The sequence below is a fragment of the Pseudomonas poae RE*1-1-14 genome, assembly GCF_000336465.1.
Lineage (GTDB): Bacteria > Pseudomonadota > Gammaproteobacteria > Pseudomonadales > Pseudomonadaceae > Aquipseudomonas > Aquipseudomonas poae.
The window spans coordinates 3842074-3868301 of the sequence record NC_020209.1 but is presented as its reverse complement, the minus strand read 5'-3'; the positions used below and the strand labels follow the sequence as shown (position 1 = coordinate 3868301).

The window sequence follows — 26228 nt, the reverse complement described above, 5'->3', positions numbered from 1 at the left end:
AATGAGTATGCGACGTATAGCCGTGATGGGCGCTGCCGGGCGCATGGGCAAGACGTTGGTCGAGGCGGTGCAGCAGCGCTCGCCGGCATCGGGGCTGACTGCGGCGATTGTGCGTCCGGGGAGTACGCTGATCGGTGCGGACGCCGGTGAGCTGGCCTCGCTGGGGCGCATCGGTGTGTCGCTGTCCGGCAACCTGGAGCAGGTGGCTGACGAGTTCGACGTACTGATCGACTTTACGCTGCCGGATGTGATGCTGAAAAACCTGGCGTTCTGCCGCAGGGCGGGCAAGGCCATGGTGATTGGCACCACGGGCCTCAGCGCCGAGCAGAAGCAGTTGCTGGTGGAGGCGGGCAGGGATATTCCGGTGGTCTTCGCGGCCAATTTCAGCGTGGGCGTGAACCTGTCGCTCAAGTTGCTGGATCTGGCGGCGCGTGTGCTGGGTGACGAGGCGGATATCGAGATCATCGAAACCCATCACCGTCACAAGATCGACGCGCCATCGGGTACTGCGTTGCGCATGGGTGAGGCGATTGCCGATGCCTTGGGTCGTGACTTGTCGAAGGTCGCGGTCTACGGGCGTGAAGGTCATACCGGCGCGCGCGCACGTGACACTATTGGTTTCGCCACCGTTCGTGGTGGGGATGTGGTAGGTGATCACACCGTGTTGTTCGCCACCGAAGGTGAGCGGCTGGAGATCACGCACAAAGCCTCCAGTCGTATGACGTTTGCCAAGGGCGCCGTACGTGCTGCGCTCTGGCTGGAGGGTCGCGAGCCTGGCCTTTACGACATGCGCGACGTGCTGGACCTGCACTGAGCCGTAGCCAAAAAAGGGGCTCGGGACTATTCCTGGGCTCCGTTTTACCCGCTAAGCGACGCCCTGTCGCATTCTCCTGCCTCCAAGGCTTATTAGCGGTGGACCCAAAAAGCCTTTTTCTGTAACCTACAGCTTTAGTGTGTTCACTAAAAGCGCGCAGAATAATTCAGTGAAGAAGCGGGGTGACGTGTCCATACGTCACTCCGCTTTTTTACAACCTGCGATCGCCCTTTCAGGCTTTATTTACGGGAGGTCTTCTTGACTAAGCCAGCCATACTCGCCCTTGCTGATGGCAGCATTTTTCGCGGCGAAGCCATTGGAGCCGACGGTCAGACCGTTGGAGAGGTAGTGTTTAACACTGCCATGACCGGCTATCAGGAAATCCTTACCGATCCTTCCTACGCCCAACAGATCGTTACTCTGACCTATCCGCACATCGGCAACACCGGTACCACACCGGAAGACGTCGAGTCTGATCGTGTCTGGTCGGCCGGTCTGGTCATTCGTGACCTGCCGCTGGTAGCGAGCAACTGGCGTAACACGATGTCGCTGTCCGATTACCTGAAAGCCAACAATGTTGTGGCAATCGCCGGTATCGATACGCGCCGCCTCACGCGCATCCTGCGTGAAAAAGGCTCGCAGAACGGCTGCATCATGGTCGGTGACAATATTTCCGAAGAGGCGGCGATTGCCGCAGCCCAGGGCTTCCCAGGCCTCAAAGGCATGGACCTGGCGAAAGTCGTCAGCGTCAAAGAGAAGTACGAGTGGCGCTCCACGGTCTGGGACTTGAAGACCGACAGCCACGCGACCATCGACGCCGCCGAGCTGCCTTATCACGTAGTCGCTTACGACTACGGCGTGAAGTACAACATTCTGCGCATGCTGGTCGAGCGTGGCTGCCGCGTGACCGTGGTGCCGGCGCAAACCCCGGCCAGCGACGTGCTGGCCCTGCAACCGGACGGCGTGTTCCTGTCCAACGGTCCGGGCGACCCCGAGCCTTGCGACTACGCGATCCAGGCCATCAAGGATGTGCTGGAAACCGAGATCCCGGTGTTCGGCATCTGCCTGGGCCACCAGCTGCTGGCCCTGGCCTCCGGCGCCAAGACCCTGAAAATGGGTCACGGTCATCACGGTGCCAACCACCCGGTGCAAGACCTGGACACTGGCATTGTGATGATCACCAGCCAGAACCACGGTTTTGCGGTGGATGAGGCGACGTTGCCGAGCAACGTGCGCGCGATTCACAAGTCGCTGTTCGACGGTTCCCTGCAAGGCATCGAGCGCACTGACAAGAGCGCGTTCAGCTTCCAGGGCCACCCTGAAGCGAGCCCGGGCCCGAACGACGTAGCGCCGCTGTTCGATCGTTTCATCAATGAAATGGCCAAGCGACGCTGACTGAGTGGCCAGCGGGCGGCCCCGACTGTCGGTGGCCCCCGCAGGCATTCAAGATTGTTCAAGACGGCTTGCCGACTGACCTGCGGATTTGAGTGACAAACCCATGCCAAAACGTACAGACATAAAAAGCATCCTGATTCTTGGCGCCGGCCCGATCGTGATCGGCCAGGCCTGCGAATTCGACTACTCCGGCGCCCAGGCCTGCAAGGCACTGCGCGAAGAGGGCTACCGCGTCATCCTGGTGAACTCCAACCCGGCCACCATCATGACCGATCCGGACATGGCCGACGCTACCTACATCGAGCCGATCAAATGGCAGACCGTTGCCAAGATCATCGAGAAAGAGCGTCCGGACGCACTGCTGCCTACCATGGGTGGCCAGACCGCTCTGAACTGCGCTCTGGACTTGGAGCGCGAAGGCGTTCTGGAGAAGTTCGGCGTAGAGATGATCGGCGCAAACGCCGACACCATCGACAAGGCTGAAGACCGTTCGCGTTTCGACAAGGCCATGAAATCCATCGGTCTGGACTGCCCGCGCTCCGGTATCGCCCACAGCATGGAAGAGGCCAACGCGGTTCTCGAAAAGCTGGGCTTCCCGTGCATCATCCGTCCGTCGTTCACCATGGGCGGCACCGGTGGCGGTATTGCTTACAACCGCGAAGAGTTCGAAGAAATCTGCGCCCGTGGCCTGGACCTGTCGCCAACCAAAGAGCTGCTGATCGACGAATCCCTGATCGGCTGGAAAGAGTACGAGATGGAGGTTGTCCGCGACAAAAAGGACAACTGCATCATCGTCTGCTCCATCGAAAACTTCGACCCGATGGGCGTGCACACCGGTGACTCGATCACCGTTGCGCCGGCACAGACCCTGACGGACAAGGAATACCAGATCATGCGTAACGCCTCTTTGGCGGTATTGCGTGAAATCGGCGTTGAAACCGGCGGTTCCAACGTTCAGTTCGGCATCTGCCCGGATACCGGTCGCATGGTCGTGATCGAGATGAACCCTCGCGTATCGCGCTCTTCAGCGTTGGCCTCGAAGGCGACCGGCTTCCCGATTGCGCGCATCGCTGCCAAGCTGGCTATCGGTTACACCCTGGACGAGCTGCAAAACGAAATCACGGGCGGCGCGACGCCGGCGTCTTTCGAACCATCCATCGACTACGTTGTGACCAAGCTGCCGCGCTTTGCTTTCGAGAAGTTCGCCAAGGCCGACGCGCGCCTGACTACCCAGATGAAATCCGTGGGTGAAGTCATGGCTATCGGCCGGACCTTCCAGGAATCCCTGCAGAAAGCCCTGCGTGGCCTGGAAGTCGGCGTGTGTGGTCTGGACGAGAAGCTCGACCTGAGCAATCCGGAAAGCATGAGCGTTCTCAAGCGCGAGCTGACCGTGCCAGGCGCCGAGCGCATCTGGTACGTGGCGGACGCATTCCGCGCCGGCTTGTCGGTCGAAGACATCTTCGGCATGAACATGATCGATCCATGGTTCCTGGTGCAGATCGAAGATCTGATCAAGGAAGAAGAGAAGGTCAAGACCCTCGGTCTGTCGTCTATCGACCGCGACCTGATGTTCCGCCTCAAGCGCAAAGGCTTCTCCGACCAGCGCCTGGCCAAGCTGCTGGGTGTGACCGAGAAAAACCTGCGCACTCATCGTCACAAGCTGGACATTTTCCCGGTCTACAAGCGCGTTGACACCTGCGCCGCCGAGTTCGCCACCGACACCGCCTACATGTACTCCACCTATGAGGAGGAGTGCGAAGCCGCGCCGTCGGGTCGCGACAAGATCATGATTCTGGGTGGCGGCCCCAACCGTATCGGTCAGGGCATCGAGTTCGACTACTGCTGCGTGCACGCTGCTCTCGCCCTGCGCGAAGACGGGTACGAGACCATCATGGTCAACTGCAACCCGGAAACTGTTTCCACCGACTACGACACCTCTGATCGCCTGTACTTCGAGCCGGTGACCCTGGAAGACGTGCTGGAAATCTGCCGCGTCGAGAAGCCAAAGGGCGTTATCGTCCAGTACGGCGGCCAAACCCCGCTGAAACTGGCGCGTGCCCTTGAAGCCGCCGGCGTGCCGATCATCGGTACCAGCCCGGATGCCATCGACCGTGCCGAAGACCGTGAGCGCTTCCAGCAAATGGTTGAGCGCCTGAACCTGCGTCAACCACCAAACGCCACCGTGCGCAGCGAAGACGAAGCCATCCGTGCCGCCAGCAAGATCGGCTACCCGCTGGTTGTGCGTCCGTCTTACGTGCTGGGCGGTCGTGCGATGGAAATCGTCTACGAAGAAGAAGAGCTCAAGCGTTACCTGCGTGATGCGGTGAAGGTGTCCAACGACAGTCCGGTGCTGCTCGACCACTTCCTCAACTGCGCCATCGAGATGGACGTGGATGCGGTATGCGACGGCACTGACGTAGTGATCGGCGCAATCATGCAGCACATCGAACAGGCAGGCGTTCACTCCGGTGACTCCGCGTGCTCGCTGCCGCCTTACTCGCTGCCGGCGCACATCCAGGACGAGATGCGCGAGCAGGTCAAGAAAATGGCCCTGGAGTTGGGCGTGGTCGGCCTGATGAACGTGCAGTTGGCGCTGCAAGGCGAAGACATCTACGTCATCGAAGTCAACCCGCGCGCCTCGCGTACCGTGCCGTTTGTTTCCAAGTGCATCGGTGTGTCCCTGGCGATGATTGCCGCCCGTGTGATGGCCGGTAAGACCTTGAAGGAAATCGGCTTCACCAAGGAAATTATTCCGAACTTCTACAGTGTGAAAGAGGCGGTTTTTCCCTTCGCCAAGTTCCCTGGCGTGGACCCGATCCTGGGCCCAGAGATGAAGTCCACCGGTGAAGTGATGGGCGTGGGCGACACCTTTGGCGAAGCCTTCGCCAAGGCCCAGATGGGCGCCAGCGAAGTGCTGCCGACTGGCGGAACTGCGTTCATCAGCGTGCGTGATGACGACAAGCCACTGGTTGCAGGGGTTGCCCGTGATCTGATCAACTTGGGCTTCGAAGTCGTGGCTACCGCCGGGACCGCCAAGCTGATCGAAGCTGCCGGCCTGAAAGTACGTCGCGTGAACAAGGTGACGGAAGGCCGTCCGCACGTGGTCGACATGATCAAGAACGACGAAGTTACGTTGATCATCAACACCACCGAAGGTCGCCAGTCGATCGCGGATTCCTACTCCATTCGTCGTAATGCCTTGCAGCACAAGATTTACTGCACCACCACCATTGCTGCTGGCGAAGCCATCTGCGAAGCGCTCAAGTTCGGTCCAGAAAAGACCGTGCGTCGCTTGCAGGATCTACACGCAGGATTGAAGGCATGACCAAGTACCCAATGACCGTCCAGGGCTTCAAGGCCCTGGAAGAGGAGCACGCCCACCTGACCAAGGTCGTACGTCCAAAGCTGAGCCAGGACATCGGTACGGCCCGCGAGCTGGGTGACCTGAAGGAAAACGCTGAATACCATGCCGCTCGCGAGCAGCAAGGCATGGTCGAGGCGCGTATTCGCGACATCGAGGGTCGCCTGCAGAATTCGGTGGTCATTGATGTGACGACGATTCCGAAGACCGGCAAGGTGATTTTCGGCACGACCGTGGAAATCGCCAACGTCGAGACTGACGAAAGCGTGGTCTACCACATCGTCGGCGAGGACGAAGCTGACTTCAAACTCGGCAAGATCTCCGTGGGTTCACCGCTGGCCCGCGCCTTGATCGCCAAGGAAGAGGGTGATGTAGTGGCGGTGAAGACGCCCGGTGGCGTGATCGAGTACGAGATTGTTGAAGTTCGTCACGTCTGAAGCGCCGCGCCCGCTGCGTGCGGGCGCCATGCTTTGGCAACTGGCCCAGATGCTGTGGGTCGGAGGCCTGTGGTTATTGCACATTGGCGTGTTGCCGGCATTGGGTCTGATTGGCCTGGCGCCGATGCTGATTGATGAGATTGATGGGTTATTGAGTGCGCTGCTGGTAGGTTTTGCGGCCGCATGCGTGACGCTCCAGGCACTGGTGCTGGTTACAGCCGAGGGTATTGGGAGTTTGTTGCGGGATATTCGCGGGCAACTATTGCTGATGGCGTTGTATGCCTGTGCAATGTTTTGCGCGGTGCATATCTGGCTGCCGGAAGCGTTGCGCTGGCAGCTGTTCAGCTATCTTGTGTTAGGGTTTTCCGGTCTGGTGCTGGTGATGCAGCCGGCGCCTGGGTGGAGTGGCGGGGCGCGCGAGGCACGCCCTTGACCCTTTTCATTACTTGAAGCGATGAACGTTCGACAGTTGCTTGTTGACGCTGAAGTTCTTGCGATACAGCAGCGCCATCTTGCCGATGACTTGGACCAAGTCTGCCTTGCCGGCCTTGCACAGTTCTGCAATGGCCGCCAGGCGCGCTTCGCGATCAAGGATGTTGACCTTGATCTTGATCAGTTCGTGATCGCCCAATGCGCGTTCAAGTTCGGCTAAGACACCTTCAGTCAAACCGTTGTCAGCCACAATCAAAACTGGTTTCAGATGGTGGCCAATGGATTTGTACTGTTTCTTCTGCTCTTGAGTGAGCGGCATAATCTGACCCCTGCGTCTGATCTTGTAAAAAGCGGCGGCCAGTTTACCCGAGCGAGTCCGGGACCGCCCAGTTAATCACGACCCGTTTTATTTTCGAGGTGGCCCGTGGCCCGTTCCAAAACTAGCCTTAAGTGGCTGCAAGAGCATTTCAACGATCCTTACGTCAAAAAGGCGCAGAAGGACGGCTACCGTTCTCGGGCCAGCTACAAATTGCTGGAGATCCAGGACAAGGACAAATTGATTCGTCCAGGCATGAGCGTCATTGACCTGGGCGCGGCACCGGGTGGTTGGTCTCAGGTGACCAGTCGTCTGATTGGTGGGCAAGGCCGTTTGATCGCTTCCGACATCCTTGAGATGGACAGCATCCCCGATGTGACCTTTGTACACGGCGACTTTACCCAGGATTCGGTCCTGGCCGAGATTCTGGAAGCCGTGGGAAATTCTCAGGTGGACCTTGTGATTTCCGACATGGCCCCCAATATGAGTGGGTTACCGGCTGTAGATATGCCGCGCGCCATGTTCCTCTGTGAACTGGCGCTGGATCTGGCAGGTCGGGTGTTGCGCCCAGGTGGTGATTTTCTGGTGAAGGTCTTCCAGGGCGAAGGGTTTGACGAGTACCACAAGAACATCCGCAAGCTGTTCGACAAGGTGCAGACGCGCAAGCCGGACTCTTCGCGAGACAGGTCCCGTGAACAGTATCTGCTGTGCCGCGGGTTTCGCGGAGTAGAGGGTGCGGCAAGCGAAGAGCGATTCTGATGTGTTCGAGCAGGGCGATAGGTTTTTTTAAATCGCTTTCGTAATGAAGCTTTACGAATATTGTGCAGTCAAAGTTTCACAAAGGGTTACAGACGGCGTCTGCAAGAGTTGTAGGTAATGTAGTAAGTTAGGCCGGTGAATATCATGCGAAGCGCGCGCCAGCAGCGGAGCTTGCTTCAGAGGGTAGTTAATTGAACGATATGGCAAAGAATCTGATCCTGTGGTTGATCATTGCGGCTGTCCTGGTGACGGTGATGAACAACTTCTCCAGCCCTAACGAGCCGCAGACCCTCAACTATTCCGACTTCATCCAGCAGGTCAAGGATGGCAAGGTCGAGCGCGTAGCGGTTGATGGCTACGTGATTACCGGTAAGCGCAGCGATGGTGACAGCTTCAAGACCATCCGTCCGGCAATCCAGGACAATGGCCTGATTGGCGATCTGGTGGATAACCACGTGGTGGTTGAGGGCAAGCAACCTGAGCAGCAGAGCATCTGGACTCAGCTCTTGGTCGCGAGCTTCCCGATCCTGGTGATTATTGCAGTGTTCATGTTCTTCATGCGCCAGATGCAAGGCGGTGCGGGAGGCAAGGGCGGGCCAATGAGTTTCGGCAAGAGCAAGGCGCGCCTGCTCTCAGAAGATCAAGTGAAGACCACATTGGCGGACGTTGCGGGTTGCGACGAGGCCAAGGAAGAAGTGGGCGAACTGGTTGAGTTCCTGCGCGATCCTGGCAAGTTCCAGCGCCTTGGCGGCCGTATTCCTCGCGGTGTGCTGATGGTTGGCCCTCCGGGTACTGGTAAAACCTTGCTGGCCAAGGCGATTGCCGGTGAAGCCAAGGTGCCTTTCTTTACGATTTCCGGCTCTGACTTCGTCGAGATGTTTGTCGGCGTCGGCGCCAGCCGTGTTCGTGACATGTTCGAACAGGCCAAGAAACACGCCCCGTGCATCATCTTTATCGATGAAATCGACGCCGTTGGTCGCCATCGTGGTGCTGGCATGGGCGGTGGTCATGACGAACGTGAGCAGACCCTCAACCAGTTGCTGGTAGAGATGGACGGCTTCGAAATGAATGATGGCATCATCGTCATCGCGGCTACCAACCGGCCGGACGTATTGGACCCTGCGCTGCTGCGTCCAGGTCGTTTCGACCGTCAGGTGGTGGTCGGCTTGCCGGACATCCGTGGTCGCGAGCAGATCCTCAAAGTACACATGCGCAAAGTGCCAATGGGCGACGACGTGGCTCCTGCCGTGATTGCCCGTGGCACGCCAGGCTTCTCCGGTGCCGACTTGGCCAACCTGGTGAACGAGGCGTCGCTGTTTGCCGCTCGTACCGGCAAGCGCATCGTTGAAATGAAAGAGTTCGAGCTGGCAAAAGACAAGATCATGATGGGCGCCGAGCGCAAATCCATGGTCATGTCCGAGAAAGAAAAGCAGAACACCGCTTATCACGAAGCGGGTCACGCCATTGTCGGTCGCGTTGTGCCTGAGCACGACCCGGTTTACAAGGTGTCGATCATTCCTCGTGGTCGGGCACTGGGTGTCACCATGTTCCTGCCGGAAGAGGATCGCTACAGCCTCTCCAAGCGCGCGCTGATCAGTCAGATCTGCTCGCTGTATGGTGGCCGGATTGCCGAAGAGATGACCCTGGGCTTCGACGGTGTGACCACCGGTGCCTCCAACGACATCATGCGCGCCAGCCAGATTGCGCGGAACATGGTGACCAAATGGGGGCTGTCGGAAAAGCTGGGTCCGTTGATGTATGCCGAGGAAGAAGGTGAAGTGTTCCTGGGTCGTGGTGGTGGCGGTCAAAGTGCCAGCTTCTCCGGTGAAACTGCCAAGCTGATCGATTCTGAAGTACGCAGTATCATCGACCAGTGCTATGGCACGGCCAAGCAGATCCTGACTGACAATCGCGACAAGCTGGACGCAATGGCTGACGCGCTGATGAAGTACGAGACCATTGATGCTGATCAGATAGATGACATTATGGCCGGTCGTACTCCACGTGAGCCGCGCGACTGGGAAGGTGGTTCGGGCACTTCGGGCACTCCGCCCGTGGTTCAGAACGAACGTCCTGAAGCCCCGATTGGCGGTCCTGCAGCTGACCACTAAGGTTTGAAATGACTTCTGCGTTGTCCTCCACCCGGTTGCCTTGCGGCAATCGGGTTCTTGATTTGGCCCATACACATGTTATGGGCATTCTCAATGTAACCCCCGATTCTTTCTCTGATGGTGGCCGCTTTAGTCATCTGGATGCAGCCTTGCGTCATGCAGAGGCCATGGTGTCGGCTGGCGCCACCTTGATTGATGTAGGTGGTGAGTCGACCCGGCCGGGCGCGCGCGTGGTCTCCCCCCTGGAGGAGCTGGAGCGGGTGGCGCCGATTGTCGAGCGCATCGCCCGCGAGCTGGACGTGATCATTTCGGTGGATACATCGACGCCCGCTGTAATGCGCGAGACCGCGCGGTTGGGCGCCGGCCTGATCAATGATGTGCGTGCGCTGAGGCGTGATGGCGCTCTGGATGCTGCTGCGGCGACCGGTCTGCCTGTCTGTCTGATGCATATGCTGGGCGAGCCCGGCAATATGCAGGACAATCCTCATTACGATGATCTGGTGGGCGAGGTAAGTGGCTTTCTCGCTGGGCGCATGGCGCAGTGTGCCGCTGCAGGCATTGCGCCTGAAAAGATCATTCTTGATCCGGGTTTTGGCTTCGCCAAGACGCTGCAGCATAATTTGAGCCTGTTCAAACATATGGAAGTCCTGCATGCGCTTGGTCGACCGTTGCTGGTCGGGGTTTCACGAAAAAGCATGATAGGGCTGGCCTTGAATCGTCCGGTAGGTGAGCGTTTGTATGGCGGCCTTGCATTGGCCGCGCTTGCTGTAGCCAAAGGTGCGCGCATTCTGCGTGTGCATGATGTTGCCGAGACTGTTGATGTGGTGCGCATGATTGCCGCTGTAGAATCAGCCGAATAAGAATGATGGAGCACTTATGACTAAAAAATACTTTGGCACCGACGGTATCCGTGGTCGGGTCGGCGAATTTCCGATTACCCCTGATTTCATGCTCAAGCTGGGTTGGGCGGCAGGTATGGCGTTCCGCAGCATGGGCGCGTGCCGCATCCTGGTAGGCAAGGACACACGCATTTCAGGCTACATGTTCGAGTCCGCCCTGGAGGCAGGTCTATCCGCTGCCGGTGCCGACGTGATGTTGCTGGGCCCGATGCCTACGCCTGCCATTGCGTACCTGACGCGTACCTTTCACGCTGAAGCCGGTATCGTGATCAGTGCTTCGCACAACCCGCATGATGACAACGGCATCAAGTTTTTCTCGGGGCAGGGCACAAAGTTGCCGGACGAGATCGAGTTGATGATCGAAGAATTGCTGGACGCGCCGATGACGGTGGTTGAATCCAGCAAGTTGGGCAAAGTGTCGCGGATCAACGACGCGTCCGGTCGCTATATCGAGTTCTGCAAAAGCAGTGTGCCAACCAGCACCAGTTTTGCCGGGTTGAAGATTGTGGTTGATTGCGCCCATGGCGCCACCTATAAGGTCGCGCCAAGCGTATTCAAGGAGCTGGGTGCCGACGTGACCGTGCTGTCAGCCCAGCCCAACGGCTTGAACATCAACGACAACTGCGGTTCCACCCACATGGAGCAATTGCAGGCAGCAGTGCTTGCCGAGCACGCCGATCTGGGGATTGCCTTTGACGGTGACGGTGACCGCGTGCTGATGGTGGATCATACGGGCGCCGTGGTGGATGGTGATGACCTGCTGTTCATCATCGCGCGGGACTTGCATGAGCGTAACAAGCTGCAAGGTGGCGTCGTCGGCACACTGATGAGCAACCTCGGGCTTGAGCTCGCGCTGGCTGACCTGGGTATTCCGTTTATCCGTGCCAATGTCGGCGACCGTTATGTGATTGCCGAGCTGCTCGAGCGTAACTGGCTGGTGGGTGGCGAGAACTCAGGGCACGTCGTGTGCTTCCAGCACACCACCACGGGTGATGCAATTATTGCCGCGCTGCAGGTACTGCTGGCCCTGCGTCGCCGCAAGGAGAGTCTGGCGCAGGCGCGTCAGGCCCTGCGCAAGTGTCCGCAGGTTTTGCTTAATGTGCGTTTCGCTGGCGGTGAAAACCCAATCGAGCATCCGGCTGTCAAAGAGGCCTGCGAGCGCGTGACACTGGCAATGGAAGGGCGCGGGCGCGTGTTGCTGCGCAAGTCCGGTACAGAGCCTCTGGTGCGCGTCATGGTCGAAGGTGAAGACGAAACACAGGTTCGCGGCCATGCCGAAGACCTGGCAAAACTGGTAACTGAAGTTTGTGCCTGAATTCGGCTTGCCAGTGATGGTGTGGTTGGGTAACATCTGCGCCCACTTTGACCGACGGGGTACAGCATGCGTCGCACGATGGTAGCTGGTAACTGGAAGATGCACGGTACCCGCGCCAGTGTCGCTGAGCTGATCGACGGCCTTCGTGAGTTGGCCCTGCCTGGCGGTGTCGATGTTGCGGTTTTCCCGCCTTTGTTGCATGTCAGCCAAGTGGTTGATGGCTTGAAAGGTACGTCGATTCAGGTCGGCGCGCAGAATTCTGCGGTGGAGCCCGGGCAAGGTGCCTTGACTGGTGAAGTTGCACCTAGTCAGTTGGTTGATGCGGGTTGCGCCTATGTATTGGTTGGGCACTCCGAGCGTCGCCAGTTGATGGGCGAAAGCGATGAGATGCTCAATCGCAAGTTCGCAGCGGCACAGGCCAGTGGCTTGATTCCGGTGTTTTGCGTAGGGGAGACCCTTGAGCAGCGCGAGTCGGGCAAGACGATTGAGGTTGTCTCGCGTCAGTTGGATAGCATTATTGACGAGCTGGGTGTTGATGCGTTTGCACGCGCGGTCATTGCTTACGAGCCAGTCTGGGCCATTGGCACCGGGCTGACTGCCACACCGCAACAAGCGCAGGATGTGCACGCAGCCATTCGTGCGCAGTTGGCGGAAAAGAATTCTGAAGTCGCACAAGGTGTGCGTCTTCTATACGGCGGCAGCGTGAAGGCGGCCAATGCGGTCGAACTGTTCGGCATGCCGGATATCGATGGGGGGCTCATTGGTGGAGCTTCCCTGAATGCAGATGAGTTCGGTGCGATCTGTCGCGCCGCGGGAAACTGAAAAAATGCTGGAAACAGTCGTAGTCGTTTTTCATCTGTTGGCTGCCCTGGGCGTAGTTGCCCTGGTTTTGCTGCAGCAGGGCAAAGGTGCGGATGCTGGTGCGTCTTTCGGTGCAGGTGCTTCAAATACTGTGTTCGGAAGCCAAGGTTCCTCTACCTTTCTTAGTAAGTTTACTGCTATACTCGCCGCCGGTTTCTTCATAACCAGCTTGGGGTTAGGTTACTTTGCTAAAGAGAAAGCTCATGTGCTGACTCAAGCAGGTTTGCCAAATCCAGCAGTGTTGGAAGTGCCAAAGGCGAAACCGGCTTCTGATGATGTCCCGGTGCTTCAAGAGCAAAAGTCGGCTACTCCAGCGACTGACGTACCTCCAGCTCAAGAGCAGAAGTAAGAAGGGTTGTAAACGCTGTATTGCCGAGGTGGTGGAATTGGTAGACACGCAACCTTGAGGTGGTTGTGCCCATAGGGTGTAGGGGTTCGAGTCCCCTTCTCGGTACCAATTATCAAGAGAGCCCGCTGTTGCGGGCTTTCTTGTAGGTGGAAGGTTACATTGACCCTGTAAGGGATCGGTCGTATACTTCCGCCCCAGCTTTGTCGCGGGGTGGAGCAGTCTGGTAGCTCGTCGGGCTCATAACCCGAAGGTCGTCGGTTCAAATCCGGCCCCCGCAACCAGTTTTAGCGGAGCCCCTTTTAAGGGGCTTTTTGTTAGCTGGACACTTTCAACGCCGCTGTTCGACGGCGTTTCAAGGATGGGCGTTTCGCCCATTTTTTTATTTTGCACAGCATGCACATACATGCACGAGGGGGTTCAGGTGTCGAGCAAGCTAGAAGAGTTGCAGGCCTTGCTGGCCCCGGTGGTCGTGGCCCTAGGCTATGAATGCTGGGGTATTGAGTTCTCGGCTCAAGGTCGCCACTCAATGTTGCGCGTTTATATCGATAAAGAGGGCGGCGTGCTGGTGGACGATTGTGCCATTGTCAGCCGACAGATCAGCGGTGTGCTGGATGTTGAAGATCCGATTTCCGTTGAATACACCCTCGAAGTTTCCTCGCCAGGCATGGAACGCCCACTGTTCACTATTGATCAGTTTGCAAAATTTGCCGGTGAACAAGTGAAGATCAAGCTGCGCTCTCCCTTTGAAGGGCGACGCAACTTTCAGGGCCTTCTGCGCGGTGTAGAAGAACAGGATGTCGTGGTGCAGGTAGAAGACCATGAGTTCCTGTTGCCGATCGATATGATCGACAAGGCCAACATTATTCCCAGTTTTGACTGAGACGCGGATCCCGCGGATCCAATGGCTTGCGAAAGGCGAGGCGTACGATGAGCAAAGAAGTACTGCTGGTTGTTGAGTCGGTATCCAATGAAAAGGGTGTACCGGCAAACGTGATTTTTGAAGCGCTGGAGCTGGCCCTGGCCACTGCTACCAAAAAGCGTTTTGAAGACGAAGTTGATCTGCGTGTGGAAATCAACCGCCACACCGGTGCCTATGAGACGTTCCGTCGCTGGACGGTCGTTGAAGAAGCCGATCTTGATGATCCGGCCATCGAAACCTGGCCGAGCAAGGTTGCCGAAACGCATCCTGGCTCCAATGTAGGTGATGTTGTCGAAGAAAAGATCGAATCGATCGAGTTCGGCCGTATCGCTGCACAGACCGCTAAACAGGTCATCGTGCAGAAGGTTCGCGAAGCCGAGCGCGCTCAAGTCGTTGACGCCTATCGCGAGCGCCTGGGTGAAATCATCTCCGGCACCGTCAAAAAAGTTACCCGCGACAATGTGATCGTCGATCTGGGCAACAACGCCGAAGCGTTGCTGGCTCGCGAAGACATCATTTCTCGCGAAACCTTCCGCGTGGGGGTGCGCTTGCGTGCACTGCTCAAGGAAATTCGCACCGAGAACCGCGGCCCTCAGCTGATCCTGTCGCGTACCGCGCCGGAAATGCTGATCGAGCTGTTCCGCATCGAAGTGCCGGAAATCGCCGAGGGCCTGATCGAGGTTATGGCAGCGTCCCGCGATCCGGGTTCGCGCGCCAAGATCGCGGTCCGTTCCAAGGACAAACGCATCGACCCGCAGGGCGCTTGCATCGGTATGCGCGGTTCGCGTGTACAGGCAGTGTCGGGTGAGTTGGGCGGTGAGCGTGTTGATATCGTGCTGTGGGACGACAACCCTGCTCAGTTTGTCATCAACGCAATGTCGCCGGCTGAAGTGGCGGCAATTATCGTTGACGAGGATGCCCATGCAATGGACATCGCCGTTGGCGCAGACAATCTGGCTCAGGCCATTGGTCGTGGTGGGCAGAACGTGCGTCTGGCCAGCCAACTGACCGGTTGGACCCTGAACGTGATGACCGAATCGGACATCCAGGCTAAGCAGCAAGCTGAAACCGGTGACATCCTGCGAAACTTTATCGAAGAGCTGGAAGTCGATGAAGACCTGGCGCAGGTACTGGTAGATGAAGGCTTCACCAGCCTGGAAGAGATTGCCTACGTACCGTTGGAAGAAATGCTCAACATCGACGGCTTTGACGAAGACACTGTCAACGAGCTTCGCGCTCGGGCCAAGGATCGTTTGTTGACTAAAGCCATCGCTACTGAGGAAAAGCTGGCAGACGCCCATCCGGCCGAAGACCTGCTCTCGCTTGAGGGTATGGACAAGGATTTGGCGATGGAACTGGCGGTGCGCGGCGTAATTACCCGCGAAGACCTGGCCGAGCAGTCTATTGACGATCTGCTCGACATCGACGGCATTGACGAAGATCGTGCCGGCAAGTTGATCATGGCCGCCCGAGCCCATTGGTTCGAGTAACTAGGCGCGGCCTGAGGAGAGAAGTGCATGACGCAAGTCACGGTGAAACAACTGGCCGATGAGGTCAAAACACCGGTAGAGCGCCTGTTGCAGCAGATGCGTGAGGCAGGTCTGCCGCACACCGCCGCCGACGAAGGTGTGAGCGATAGTGAGAAGCAGTCTTTGCTGACTCACTTGAAGAGCAGCCACAAGGCGAAAGTGGAAGAACCGCGCAAGATTACATTGCAGCGCAAAACCACCAGCACCCTGCGTGTTGCGGGTAGCAAGAGCATCAGCGTTGAAGTACGCAAGAAGAAAGTCTTCGTACAGCGCAGCCCGGAAGAAATTGAAGCCGAGCGCAAACGCGATCTGGAAGAACGTCGCGCAGTAGAAAATGCTGCACGTCAGAAGGCTGAAGAAGAAGCCAAGCGTCGCGCCGAAGAAGAAGCGCGTCGCCAGCCTGCTGCTGCGCAACCTGCTGCCACTGATGCGGTTGCTGCACCTGTTGAAGCCGTGCGTGAGGCCGCTCCGGTTGCCGCCGCGCCTGCTCCGGCAGCTGACGCTCGCAAGCGCGACGAACCTCGTCGTCCGGACAAACCACGTGCCGACGATAACAATCGTCGCAGCGGCGGTGGCGATGGCGAGCGCAAAAACGCTCCGCATCGTGCTTCGGTCAAAGAGAAAGCGCCTGCACCGCGCGTTGCCCCACGTACTACCGACGAAGAAAGCGATGGCTTCCGTCGTGGTGGTCGCGGCAAGGCCAAGCTGAAGAAGCGTAATGCCCACGGTTTCCAGAGCCCAACCGGCCCTGTCGTGCGTGATGTGCAGATCGGCGAGACCATCACGGTTGGCGATCTTGCCAATCAGATGTCGGTCAAGGCAGCTGAAATCATCAAGTTCATGTTCAAGCTGGGCACTCCAGCCACCATCAACCAGGTGCTCGATCAGGAAACTGCTCAGCTGGTAGCCGAAGAACTGGGTCACAAAGTCACCCTGGTCAGCGACACCGCCCTGGAAGATTCCTTGGCCGAGTCGCTGAAGTTTGAAGGTGAGACGTTCTCCCGTGCGCCAGTCGTGACCGTAATGGGCCACGTTGACCATGGTAAAACTTCCCTGCTCGACTACATCCGTCGTGCGAAGGTAGCGGCTGGCGAAGCCGGCGGTATCACCCAGCACATCGGTGCGTACCACGTTGAAACCGAACGCGGCATGGTCACCTTCCTCGACACCCCGGGTCACGCCGCGTTTACCGCCATGCGTGCCCGTGGTGCCAAGGCGACTGACATCGTGATTCTGGTGGTTGCAGCGGACGACGGCGTGATGCCGCAGACCATTGAAGCGGTCCAGCACGCCAAGGCTGCCGGTGTTCCGCTGGTGGTTGCTGTGAACAAGATCGACAAGCCGGGCGCCGATCTCGATCGCATCCGTAGCGAATTGTCGGTTCACGGCGTGACGTCTGAAGAGTGGGGCGGTGATACGCCATTCGTCTCGGTCTCGGCGAAAGTCGGTACCGGTGTGGACGAGCTGCTCGAAGCGGTCCTGCTGCAAGCTGAAGTACTTGAACTCAAAGCAACCCCATCGGCCCCGGGTCGCGGTGTTGTGGTTGAATCGCGTCTCGACAAGGGCCGTGGCCCGGTTGCGACCGTTCTGGTTCAAGACGGCACCCTTCGTCAGGGCGACATGGTACTGGTCGGTTCGAACTATGGCCGTGTACGTGCCATGCTCGACGAAAACGGCAAGCCCATCAAGGAAGCCGGTCCTTCCATCCCTGTCGAGATCCTCGGCCTGGACGGTACCCCGGACGCTGGCGACGAGATGAGCGTGCTGTCGGACGAGAAGAAAGCCCGTGAAGTGGCTCTGTTCCGTCAAGGCAAGTTCCGCGAAGTCAAACTGGCCCGTGCTCACGCCGGCAAGCTGGAAAACATCTTCGAGAACATGGGCCAGGCAGAGAAGAAGACGCTTAACATCGTCCTCAAATCTGACGTTCGTGGTTCCCTCGAAGCGTTGAACGGCGCCTTGAATGGCCTGGGTAACGACGAAGTGCAAGTGCGCGTTGTCGGTGGCGGTGTCGGTGGTATCACCGAGTCCGACGCCAACCTGGCACTGGCTTCCAACGCTGTACTGTTCGGCTTCAACGTGCGTGCCGATGCTGGCGCTCGCAAGATCGTCGAGCAGGAAGGCCTGGACATGCGTTACTACAACGTCATCTACGACATTATCGAAGACGTCAAGAAAGCCCTCACTGGCATGCTTGGCAGCGACGTTCGGGAGAACATCCTGGGTATCGCCGAGGTGCGTGACGTGTTCCGCTCGCCGAAATTCGGTGCGATCGCCGGCTGCATGGTGGTTGAAGGTACCGTGTACCGTAATCGTCCAATCCGTGTACTGCGTGATGACATCGTTATCTTCGAAGGCGAGCTGGAATCCCTGCGCCGCTTCAAGGACGACGCTGCTGACGTACGTGCCGGCATGGAATGCGGTATCGGCGTCAAGAGCTACAACGACGTCAAGGTTGGCGACAAGATCGAAGTCTTCGAGAAGGTTCAGGTTGCTCGCAGCCTCTGACTCGCGCACTTCAGGAGCCACGCGGCGTGTAGGCATGCAAATGCCCCACGCGGCGTCCGGACTCTAAACGCAACGCCCGGTCTGGCTTTTGTCAGGCCGGGCGTTTGCCGCTTTCAGACCCCACGGGTTTCACCGTGTGGCAGTAACAGGTAACAAGACATGGCAAAAGAATACAGCCGTACCCAGCGTATCGGCGATCAGATGCAGCGCGAGCTGGCTCAACTGATCCGTCGCGAAGTCAAAGACCCGCGTGTCGGCCTGGTCACCATTACCGCCGTTGAAGTGAGCCGTGACGTGGGTCACGCCAAGATCTTCATCACCGTAATGGGCCAGGACAACAGCGAAGAAATCGCGCAGAGCATCAAGGTACTCAACTCGGCCGCAGGCTTCCTGCGCATGCAGTTGGCCCGTGAAATGAAGCTGCGCAGCGTGCCCCAGTTGCACTTTCACTACGACGAAAGTGTCGTGCGTGGCGCGCACCTGTCGGCACTGATCGAGCGCGCAGTGGCCGAAGACAGCCAGCACCCGTCCACACCTGAAGACGCCAAGGAGTAAGCGGTGGCTCAGGTCAAACGTATCCGTCGCAACGTCAGCGGCATCATCCTGCTCGACAAGCCCATTGGATTTACCTCCAATGCCGCGTTGCAGAAGGTTCGCTGGCTGCTCAATGCCGAGAAAGCCGGACACACCGGCAGTCTCGATCCACTGGCCACCGGCGTGTTGCCGTTGTGCTTTGGCGAAGCCACCAAGTTCTCGCAATACCTGCTCGATTCCGACAAGGGTTACGAAACCCTGATGCAATTGGGCAAGACCACCACCACGGCCGACGCCGAAGGTGATGTTTTGCAGGTGCGCGATGTGACCGTTGGTCGTGCTGATATCGAGGCGGCTTTACCCGGTTTTCGTGGGCAAATCAGCCAGATACCGCCGATGTACTCGGCTCTCAAGCGTGATGGCCAACCTCTTTACAAGCTGGCTCGTGCGGGCGAAGTAGTGGAGCGCGAACCGCGTTCTGTTACTATTGCGCGCTTGGAATTGCTCGCCTGTGAAGGCGACACCGCACGCTTGGCCGTGGATTGCAGCAAGGGCACCTATATCCGTACCCTCGTGGAAGATATCGGTGAACAGCTTGGCTGCGGCGCGTACGTGGCAGAACTGCGACGTACCCAGGCAGGGCCCTTCAGCTTGGCTCAAACGGTCACGCTGGAAGAGTTGGAAGCGGTTCACGCCGAAGGCGGCAACGAAGCGGTTGATCGCTTCCTGATGCCATCGGACAGCGGTTTGCTCGATTGGCCGTTGCTGCACTTTTCGGAGCACAGCGCGTTCTACTGGCTCAACGGCCAGCCGGTGCGTGCCCCGGATGCGCCAAAGTTCGGCATGGTGCGGGTACAGGATCATAACGGTCGCTTCATCGGTATCGGTGAAGTGAGCGAAGACGGGCGTATAGCGCCGCGTCGACTGATTCGGTCAGAATGACCGAACGAGGGTGGCTGTTAATAGGCACGGTCACTTCTCATTTTTAGATACAGGGATTTGTCCCTGGCCTATTGAGATCACCCCTTGGGTGGTTTCCTGAAAAAAGGATTGCCTCATGGCTCTCGACGTTCAAGAAAAAGCACAAATCGTAGCTGACTATCAGCAAGCTGTTGGTGACACTGGTTCGCCAGAAGTGCAAGTTGCACTGCTGACCCACAACATCAACAAGCTGCAAGGTCACTTCAAGGCCAACGGTAAAGACCACCACTCCCGTCGTGGTCTGATCCGCATGGTAAACCAGCGCCGTAAGCTGCTGGACTACCTGAAAGGCAAGGATCTGGGTCGTTATCAGGCTCTGATCGGTCGCCTGGGTCTGCGTCGCTAACAAGCGATTGCGCTAGAGGTTGGTTGTCTGCCGTGTGTCAGTGGGATTCCCGCTGGCCCACGGCAGGCTCCCAGCCTCAAGTTTTATCTGGATACACGTTTTACCCTGGACAGGCGTTGGGCCGATTCCCGACATTGCCCAAGAATTTCGCAAGAAAACAAGTTCCCCAAGAGCCACAAAGAAGGTAGGACACCGTGAACCCGGTTATCAAAAAATTCCAGTTCGGTCAGTCGACCGTTACCCTCGAGACAGGCCGTATCGCCCGTCAAGCCTCCGGCGCAGTGCTGGTTACCGTTGATGACGACGTTACCGTACTGGTGACCGTTGTTGGCGCCAAGACCGCTGACCCGAGCAAAGGCTTCTTCCCTCTTTCCGTTCACTACCAGGAAAAGACTTACGCTGCCGGTAAGATCCCTGGTGGCTTCTTCAAGCGCGAAGGCCGTCCTTCCGAAAAAGAAACCCTGACTTCCCGACTGATCGACCGTCCGATCCGTCCGCTGTTCCCCGAAGGCTTCATGAACGAAGTGCAGGTTGTCTGCACCGTCGTTTCCACCAGCAAGAAGACCGATCCGGACATCGCTGCGATGATCGGTACCTCGGCTGCCCTGGCCATCTCCGGCATTCCGTTCGATGGCCCGATCGGCGCCGCCCGCGTTGCTTTCCACGAAAGCACCGGCTACCTGCTGAACCCGACCTACGAGCAACAGAAAGCGTCGAGCCTGGACATGGTCGTTGCCGGTACCTCTGAAGCCGTACTGATGGTTGAATCGGAAGCCAAAGAGCTGACCGAAGACCAGATGCTGGGCGCCGTGCTGTTTGCTCACGACGAGTTCCAGTGCGTGATCAACGCCGTTAAAGAGCTGGCTGCCGAAGCTGCCAAGCCAACGTGGGCCTGGGCTCCACAAGCTGAAGCGACTGAACTGCTGGGCGCTATCCGCTCCGAGTTCGGTGCTGCCATCTCCGAGGCCTACACCATCACCGTCAAGGCCGACCGTTACGCGCGCCTGGGCGAGCTGAAGGATCAGGTTGTAGCCAAGCTGTCCGGTGAAGAAGGCCAGCCTTCTTCCAGCGAAGTCAAAGCGGCCTTCGGCGAAATCGAATACCGCACCGTTCGCGAAAACATCGTTAACGGCAAGCCGCGTATCGACGGTCGCGACACTCGCACCGTGCGCCCACTGAACATCGAAGTCGGCGTTCTGCCGAAGACTCACGGTTCGGCGCTGTTTACCCGTGGCGAAACACAGGCTCTGGTCGTTGCAACACTGGGTACTGCCCGTGACGCACAACTGCTGGACACCCTCGAAGGCGAGAAAAAAGACCCGTTCATGCTGCACTACAACTTCCCGCCGTTCTCGGTCGGTGAGTGTGGTCGCATGGGTGGCGCTGGTCGTCGCGAAATCGGTCACGGCCGTCTGGCCCGTCGTTCGATCGCAGCGATGCTGCCGGCTGCCGACGTGTTCCCGTACACCATCCGCGTTGTGTCGGAAATCACCGAATCCAACGGTTCCAGCTCCATGGCTTCCGTGTGCGGTGCGTCCCTGGCACTGATGGATGCCGGTGTGCCGATGAAGGCACCGGTTGCCGGTATCGCCATGGGCCTGGTTAAGGAAGGCGAGAAGTTCGCCATCCTGACCGACATCCTCGGTGACGAAGATCACCTGGGTGACATGGACTTCAAGGTAGCCGGTACCGCCAAAGGTGTGACCGCGCTGCAGATGGACATCAAGATCAAGGGCATCACCGAAGAGATCATGGAAATCGCCCTGGGCCAAGCCCTGGAAGCGCGCCTGAACATCCTCGGCCAGATGAACCAGATCATTGGTCAGTCGCGTACCGAGCTGTCGGAAAATGCTCCGACCATGATCGCGATGAAAATCGACACCGACAAAATCCGTGATGTCATCGGTAAAGGCGGCGCGACCATCCGTGCGATCTGTGAAGAGACCAAGGCTTCGATCGACATCGAAGACGATGGCTCGATCAAGATCTTCGGCGAATCCAAAGAAGCTGCCGAGGCTGCGCGTCAGCGCGTTCTGGGCATCACCGCCGAAGCCGAGATCGGCAAGATCTACGTCGGCAAGGTTGAGCGCATCGTCGACTTCGGCGCTTTCGTTAACATTCTGCCGGGCAAAGACGGTCTGGTTCACATCTCCATGCTCAGCGATGCTCGCGTAGAGAAAGTGACCGACATTCTGAAAGAAGGCCAGGAAGTGGAAGTGCTGGTATTGGACGTGGACAACCGCGGCCGTATCAAGCTGTCCATCAAGGACGTTGCAGCAGCCAAGGCCTCGGGCGTTTAATCACCCCCCAGGCTTCACGCTGAAAAAGGACTCTTCGGAGTCCTTTTTTATGGGCGCACGAAAGGCAAGCGTAATCAGGCGCTTAGCGCCACAGGCAAAAGCCGCAACTTGCATGCAGATACACCCGCCTTCATGCAAGTTGCACGATTTCGGAAAATTGGAGTTTTTGTAACTTACTGTTTTTAAAGGACTTAATCGGATTTGTCGACTTGGCACACTGCCTGCAATATCCCCGTTAACGCTGCAGCATCGAGGTTTACACGCTGCAGACTTTTAATAAAACAGGAGTTACTCGTATGAAGAAGTTCGCTTTCGCTACTGCTACCGCTCTGACTCTGGCCATGGGTGCTAACGTAGCCTTTGCTCAGACTTCCCAAGCCCCGATGACGTTGGCTGCTGGTGAAATGACCAAGGCCAAAGAAACTACTTCGGACACCTGGATCACTACTAAAGTCAAAGCTGACCTGCTGACTGAAAAAGGCATCCCAGGTTCGGACATCATGGTTGAGACCAACAAAGGTGTGGTTTCCCTGTCCTCCAAGGTCGCTATCTCGGATTCGCAGAAAGCGACCGCTGTAGCCATCACCAAGAAAATCAAAGGTGTGACTGCTGTTTCCGCTGACGGCCTGATGGCTGGCGGCGCTACCAAGGCAGACAACATCGACAAGACCAAAGGCGCAGCTCATGACGCCAAAGAAACCACCAGCGACACTTGGATCACTACCAAAGTCAAAGCTGACCTGGTAACCGAGAAAGGCATTCCTGGCACCGACATTAAAGTCGAAACCAACAAAGGCGTTGTTTCCCTGTCTTCCACCGTAGCGGTAACTGAAGCTCAGAAAACCACTGCTGTGAACATCGCCAAGAAAATCAAAGGCGTTAAAGCTGTATCGGCTGATGGCCTGAAAGCAGAGTAACGCAACGATTCGACTGAACTGAATGGCGGCGGCGGGTGAGTCAGATATCCACCCAACGCACCCTGGAGTTCATGCGACCGACCACACGGATGTGGTCATTACAGGCCCCGGCACTTGTGTCGGGGCCTGTTTTATTGTGGGGCTGAAATACCCAAACCAAAAAAATGGGAGGGGGCTTGGATCTATAGGGTCTTCAGGTCACTCGGCATCCAGATGCATCGGTGTGACTACACGGCCGTCTTTCTCTGCCTGCCCCAGTTGAGTGTCGATGAAGTACACCCGGTCATCTTCGAGCTGCCCCTTGTCCACCAGGTAGTCCTTGATGGTACTGGCCCGGTCCTGACCCAGCTGACGCAGCAACACATCACTGGCGCTCCAGAACTTGAGCACACCGTCGCGCAGTTTTGCCGCGCGCTCAGTGTCACCCAAGCCTTTCCATTCAGCGGGCGGTTGCTGCTTGAGACGCGTGCGATAGATACCTTCAAGCAATGGCGCCTTTTCCTTCTCCGGTACTTCCAGCAGTGATGCCTGGGCGGGAACCTTGTCGCCACGGCGCTGCAGAATCTTGTAGTAGTTGTACTGGTATTCACGCTCCAGACGCTCGTGTGCCAGGAACGGCCCGTCGCTGCTGGCCGCCGCCGTGCCTTCAATTTCCAGGCGCAGCGCAGGGCGTTCCTTCAAGGCCTTGGCGAGCGTGTTAAGCGCGCCTTCGGCATTTTTGTCCAAGTCACTGGAGCCTGCCGCAAACGACACACTGCCCAGATCCTCCGACCCCCCACCCGTCACAAGCCCGCCAATGAACTTGAACGGCGCGGTGGCCGCACGGGCGACAAGATTGCGCAGCGTCTGCCACACAATCGGCATCACGCTGAACTGTGGATTATTCAAGTCGCCGCTCACCGGCAATTCGAGGGATATTCTGCCGTTGGTGTCCTTGAGCAGCGCAATCGCCAGGCGAATCGGCAGGTCCACGGCATCGGCGCTGTCGACTTTTTCACCCAGTTGCAGTTGTTCGACCACCACCTTGTTTTCGGCCTTCAACTGGCCCTTGATGATCACGTAGTGCAAATCGAGATTCAGGCGGCCCTTGCGGATGCGAAAACCCGCGAATTTCCCCGAGTAGGGTGTCAACGTGGTCAGCTCGACACGTTTGAAGCTGGTGGCGATGTCCAGCGCGGCCATCGGATCAAACGGATTCACGCTGCCCTTGATGGTCACCGGCGCGTAGCGGTCCACCTTGCCCTTGATGTCGACACTGGCCGGTTTGCCCTGGCGACTGTCAATCGTGCCGATTTGCCCGTTGAGTTGCTGCACGGCGGTGGCGAAGTTGGGCGTGAGGCTGAAGTCGGCAAAGTTGGCCGAGCCGTCATTGATCGCGACCTGGCCGATGCGGATACCCAGCGGCTTGTCTTTGTTCGCTGCCGGCTTGGCAGTCGACTTGGCGCCACTGTCGGCCGGCTGCGGAATCAGCAGGTCGTCGATGTTGGTGGTGCGGTCATCGTTGATCATGAAGCGCACATAGGGCTGCAGCAGGTTGACCTTGTCGATCGACAGGCTGTCGCCGTGCTGGTAATTCACACCTTCGAGCACCAAGCGCTGCCATTTGAGAAAGTCGCGGGTCTTGAGGGTATCGAGCGTGTGTAGCTGGTCGACCTGCGCTCGGCCGGTGACCTGCAGCTTCAGCGGATCGGTGCTGGTAAGGTTTACATCCAGGTTGCTGCCGAGCATGCCGCTGCGCAGTTCCAGACGGATGAAGGGGCTGATGTAGGACTGCGCCACTCGCAGGTCGATGTCCTGGGTGTTCACCTTCAGCCTGGCGCTGACCGGGTTGAGATTCACCTCACCGCTGGCCTGGAGTTTGCCCTGCTTGCCCAGACCACTGTCGAGCTTGAGGGTGAAGGGTTTCTGGTTGAGGCTGTCGAAGTTCTGCACATCGACGTTCAGGGGGCCCAGTTCCAACGCGACGGCGGGTTGAGCCTGACGGTCAGCCAGGTGCACCTGATAATTGCGCAGTTGCACGTCCTTGAGCAGCACTTGCCACGGTTTGCTTGGTGCTGCAGGGGCAGGTTTGGGCGAGTCGGCCGTCGCCGGAGCGCTGGCTGGTTCCGGAGCCCTGGCCGGTTTGTTCGGCTGGCTGGCGAACAGTTTCTGCCAGTCCAGTTGCCCATCGGCTTCGCGGGCAGCCCAGGTTTCCAGATTGTTGCTGCGGATTTTGCCAACCACCACTTGCTGCCTGGCCAGGTCGACTGTGGTGTCGCTTACATCCAGGCGCTCCAGGCGTACCAGCGGCCGGCCATCCGGGGCCTTGATGGCAAACGGCGCGATGCTGGCGGTAGTGTTGGTCAGTTTGAGTTCGGTTTCCTTGGCCAGACTGAAGGTGTAATGGGTGTTGAAATTCAGCACCCCGTCTTCCAGCACCAGTGGCAAGGCGTCACGCACATAGGGCCACCAGGCTTTCATCTTGCCGTCGGTGACTTTCAAGGTGCCCTCAGAGGTGATGGGAACCAGACTGAAATTGCCCTTCCAATCGATTTGCCCGCCCGCAGGGCCGGCGGCCACCAGGGTCATGTCGGCATTGTCTTCAGGCAACGTGCTGAGGTTTTTCAGCTCGAAGTCGAGCTTGTCGTAGAGGAATTCGATGGGTTCGCTGGGACGCAGGTCCTGAAAGTGCACATAGCCACCGGCCAACTTGACGCTGTCGATACGCAGCGGGAATGGCTTGGCGTCCGGGTCTTTCGGGGTGGGCTCGCTGGGCGGCAGCTTGAACAGCTGGGCCAGGTTCAATGTGCCGGACTTGTCGAACAGCAGCTCGGTTTTGGGCTGGTCCAGCTGTACATCCGCCAGGTGCAGCGCGCGGGTCCACAGGCTGTCGAGCTGAAGGTTGGCATACAGGCGTTCAAAACCGACCTGTTCCTTGCCCGGTTCCCCGACTTTGAGTCCCCAGGCCGTCACTTCCAGGCTGAACGGGTTGAGTTCGATACGCTCCAGTCTTGCCGGCACCGTGGCGTAATGGGCCAGTTGCTGGTTGGCAATACGAAGCGCGATGCCCGGCAGAATCAGAAAGCCCAGCAAGCTGTACAGGGCCAGTGCGGTCAGCAGTGCGCCGATGGCGCGGATCAATCCTTTGGACATGGGCGACGCCATCTAT

General features: G+C 58.1%; 21 protein-coding genes and 2 tRNA genes. 21 read left to right on the top strand and 2 right to left on the bottom strand.

Going from position 1 to position 26228, the window contains the following annotated elements:
* Positions 1-7 precede the first annotated feature (7 nt).
* The 5 genes from dapB (at position 8) to H045_RS16855 (ending at position 6440) form a co-directional block, all read left to right on the top strand.
* Entirely contained in the window at positions 8-814 is an 807-nt protein-coding gene (gene dapB, locus H045_RS16875; protein WP_003235054.1) for a 4-hydroxy-tetrahydrodipicolinate reductase, read from the top strand.
* Positions 815-1072: 258 nt separating this feature from the next.
* The gene (carA, locus tag H045_RS16870; protein WP_003235052.1) at positions 1073-2209 is read left to right on the top strand and encodes a glutamine-hydrolyzing carbamoyl-phosphate synthase small subunit; all 1137 of its coding nucleotides are present in this window, start codon (positions 1073-1075) and stop codon (positions 2207-2209) included.
* Positions 2210-2312: 103 nt separating this feature from the next.
* Positions 2313-5534, top strand: a complete 3222-nt coding sequence (carB, locus tag H045_RS16865; protein WP_003235050.1) for a carbamoyl-phosphate synthase large subunit — start codon at positions 2313-2315, stop codon at positions 5532-5534.
* Positions 5531-6007, top strand: coding sequence for a transcription elongation factor GreA (gene greA, locus H045_RS16860; protein WP_003235048.1), 477 nt, complete (start codon positions 5531-5533; stop codon positions 6005-6007). Before carB ends, greA begins: the two co-directional genes overlap by 4 nt.
* Positions 6008-6035: 28 nt before the next feature.
* On the top strand, positions 6036-6440 hold the full coding sequence (locus H045_RS16855; RefSeq protein WP_032870846.1) for a hypothetical protein: 405 nt from the start codon (positions 6036-6038) through the stop codon (positions 6438-6440).
* Positions 6441-6449: 9 nt separating this feature from the next.
* Here the strand turns inward: H045_RS16855 and yhbY are convergent, their stop codons facing one another.
* Positions 6450-6758, bottom strand: a complete 309-nt coding sequence (gene yhbY / locus H045_RS16850) for a ribosome assembly RNA-binding protein YhbY (RefSeq protein WP_003235044.1) — start codon at positions 6756-6758, stop codon at positions 6450-6452.
* Positions 6759-6863: 105 nt separating this feature from the next.
* Between yhbY and rlmE the strand changes: the two genes are divergently transcribed.
* The 16 genes from rlmE to H045_RS16770 all read left to right on the top strand — a co-directional run bounded on the left by rlmE (position 6864) and on the right by H045_RS16770 (position 23080).
* Positions 6864-7514, top strand: a complete 651-nt coding sequence (rlmE, locus tag H045_RS16845; RefSeq protein ID WP_003235041.1) for a 23S rRNA (uridine(2552)-2'-O)-methyltransferase RlmE — start codon at positions 6864-6866, stop codon at positions 7512-7514.
* A gap of 200 nt (positions 7515-7714) precedes the next feature.
* The gene (ftsH, locus tag H045_RS16840) at positions 7715-9625 is read left to right on the top strand and encodes an ATP-dependent zinc metalloprotease FtsH (RefSeq protein WP_003235039.1); all 1911 of its coding nucleotides are present in this window, start codon (positions 7715-7717) and stop codon (positions 9623-9625) included.
* Between the two features lie 8 nt (positions 9626-9633).
* Complete coding sequence (gene folP, locus H045_RS16835) at positions 9634-10485, top strand: dihydropteroate synthase (RefSeq protein ID WP_003235037.1); 852 nt, start codon at positions 9634-9636, stop codon at positions 10483-10485.
* A 16-nt stretch (positions 10486-10501) separates the two neighbouring features.
* Complete coding sequence (glmM, locus tag H045_RS16830; protein WP_003235035.1) at positions 10502-11839, top strand: phosphoglucosamine mutase; 1338 nt, start codon at positions 10502-10504, stop codon at positions 11837-11839.
* A gap of 66 nt (positions 11840-11905) precedes the next feature.
* Positions 11906-12661 carry a triose-phosphate isomerase gene (gene tpiA, locus H045_RS16825; protein ID WP_015372965.1) on the top strand — a complete coding sequence of 252 codons (756 nt, stop codon included), beginning with the start codon at positions 11906-11908 and terminating at the stop codon, positions 12659-12661.
* Between the two features lie 4 nt (positions 12662-12665).
* Positions 12666-13049 (top strand): preprotein translocase subunit SecG, encoded by a 384-nt coding sequence (gene secG / locus H045_RS16820; RefSeq protein ID WP_003235031.1) that lies wholly within the window; start codon positions 12666-12668, stop codon positions 13047-13049.
* Between the two features lie 22 nt (positions 13050-13071).
* Positions 13072-13157, top strand: a tRNA-Leu gene (locus tag H045_RS16815).
* Between the two features lie 96 nt (positions 13158-13253).
* Positions 13254-13330, top strand: a tRNA-Met gene (locus H045_RS16810).
* A gap of 140 nt (positions 13331-13470) precedes the next feature.
* Positions 13471-13929 (top strand): ribosome maturation factor RimP, encoded by a 459-nt coding sequence (gene rimP / locus H045_RS16805; RefSeq protein WP_003235029.1) that lies wholly within the window; start codon positions 13471-13473, stop codon positions 13927-13929.
* Between the two features lie 47 nt (positions 13930-13976).
* The gene (gene nusA / locus H045_RS16800) at positions 13977-15458 is read left to right on the top strand and encodes a transcription termination factor NusA (protein ID WP_003235027.1); all 1482 of its coding nucleotides are present in this window, start codon (positions 13977-13979) and stop codon (positions 15456-15458) included.
* 27 nt (positions 15459-15485) lie between these two features.
* Complete coding sequence (gene infB / locus H045_RS16795; protein ID WP_003235024.1) at positions 15486-18002, top strand: translation initiation factor IF-2; 2517 nt, start codon at positions 15486-15488, stop codon at positions 18000-18002.
* A 159-nt stretch (positions 18003-18161) separates the two neighbouring features.
* Complete coding sequence (rbfA, locus tag H045_RS16790; RefSeq protein WP_003176137.1) at positions 18162-18557, top strand: 30S ribosome-binding factor RbfA; 396 nt, start codon at positions 18162-18164, stop codon at positions 18555-18557.
* Between the two features lie 3 nt (positions 18558-18560).
* Positions 18561-19478 carry a tRNA pseudouridine(55) synthase TruB gene (gene truB / locus H045_RS16785; protein WP_003235022.1) on the top strand — a complete coding sequence of 306 codons (918 nt, stop codon included), beginning with the start codon at positions 18561-18563 and terminating at the stop codon, positions 19476-19478.
* A 115-nt stretch (positions 19479-19593) separates the two neighbouring features.
* On the top strand, positions 19594-19863 hold the full coding sequence (gene rpsO, locus H045_RS16780; RefSeq protein ID WP_003176135.1) for a 30S ribosomal protein S15: 270 nt from the start codon (positions 19594-19596) through the stop codon (positions 19861-19863).
* 194 nt (positions 19864-20057) lie between these two features.
* Positions 20058-22163 carry a polyribonucleotide nucleotidyltransferase gene (pnp, locus tag H045_RS16775; protein WP_003235020.1) on the top strand — a complete coding sequence of 702 codons (2106 nt, stop codon included), beginning with the start codon at positions 20058-20060 and terminating at the stop codon, positions 22161-22163.
* A gap of 296 nt (positions 22164-22459) precedes the next feature.
* Positions 22460-23080, top strand: coding sequence for a BON domain-containing protein (locus H045_RS16770; RefSeq protein ID WP_003235018.1), 621 nt, complete (start codon positions 22460-22462; stop codon positions 23078-23080).
* 198 nt (positions 23081-23278) lie between these two features.
* On the opposite strand, the gene H045_RS16765 is transcribed toward H045_RS16770, so the two are convergent.
* Positions 23279-26212, bottom strand: coding sequence for a DUF748 domain-containing protein (locus H045_RS16765; RefSeq protein WP_015372964.1), 2934 nt, complete (start codon positions 26210-26212; stop codon positions 23279-23281).
* Positions 26213-26228: the final 16 nt, after the last annotated feature.

Excerpts from the sequence above, each read along its gene's own strand:
- dapB (WP_003235054.1), top strand. The coding sequence starts at position 8 with ATGCGACGTATAGCCGTGATGGGCGCTGCCGGGCGCATGGGCAAGACG.
- carB (WP_003235050.1), top strand. The coding sequence starts at position 2,313 with ATGCCAAAACGTACAGACATAAAAAGCATCCTGATTCTTGGCGCCGGC.
- greA (WP_003235048.1), top strand. The coding sequence starts at position 5,531 with ATGACCAAGTACCCAATGACCGTCCAGGGCTTCAAGGCCCTGGAAGAG.
- H045_RS16855 (WP_032870846.1), top strand. The coding sequence starts at position 6,036 with ATGCTTTGGCAACTGGCCCAGATGCTGTGGGTCGGAGGCCTGTGGTTA.
- yhbY (WP_003235044.1), bottom strand. The coding sequence starts at position 6,758 with ATGCCGCTCACTCAAGAGCAGAAGAAACAGTACAAATCCATTGGCCAC.
- ftsH (WP_003235039.1), top strand. The coding sequence starts at position 7,715 with ATGGCAAAGAATCTGATCCTGTGGTTGATCATTGCGGCTGTCCTGGTG.
- folP (WP_003235037.1), top strand. The coding sequence starts at position 9,634 with ATGACTTCTGCGTTGTCCTCCACCCGGTTGCCTTGCGGCAATCGGGTT.
- glmM (WP_003235035.1), top strand. The coding sequence starts at position 10,502 with ATGACTAAAAAATACTTTGGCACCGACGGTATCCGTGGTCGGGTCGGC.
- tpiA (WP_015372965.1), top strand. The coding sequence starts at position 11,906 with ATGCGTCGCACGATGGTAGCTGGTAACTGGAAGATGCACGGTACCCGC.
- secG (WP_003235031.1), top strand. The coding sequence starts at position 12,666 with ATGCTGGAAACAGTCGTAGTCGTTTTTCATCTGTTGGCTGCCCTGGGC.
- nusA (WP_003235027.1), top strand. The coding sequence starts at position 13,977 with ATGAGCAAAGAAGTACTGCTGGTTGTTGAGTCGGTATCCAATGAAAAG.
- infB (WP_003235024.1), top strand. The coding sequence starts at position 15,486 with ATGACGCAAGTCACGGTGAAACAACTGGCCGATGAGGTCAAAACACCG.
- rbfA (WP_003176137.1), top strand. The coding sequence starts at position 18,162 with ATGGCAAAAGAATACAGCCGTACCCAGCGTATCGGCGATCAGATGCAG.
- rpsO (WP_003176135.1), top strand. The coding sequence starts at position 19,594 with ATGGCTCTCGACGTTCAAGAAAAAGCACAAATCGTAGCTGACTATCAG.
- H045_RS16770 (WP_003235018.1), top strand. The coding sequence starts at position 22,460 with ATGAAGAAGTTCGCTTTCGCTACTGCTACCGCTCTGACTCTGGCCATG.
- H045_RS16765 (WP_015372964.1), bottom strand. The coding sequence starts at position 26,212 with ATGTCCAAAGGATTGATCCGCGCCATCGGCGCACTGCTGACCGCACTG.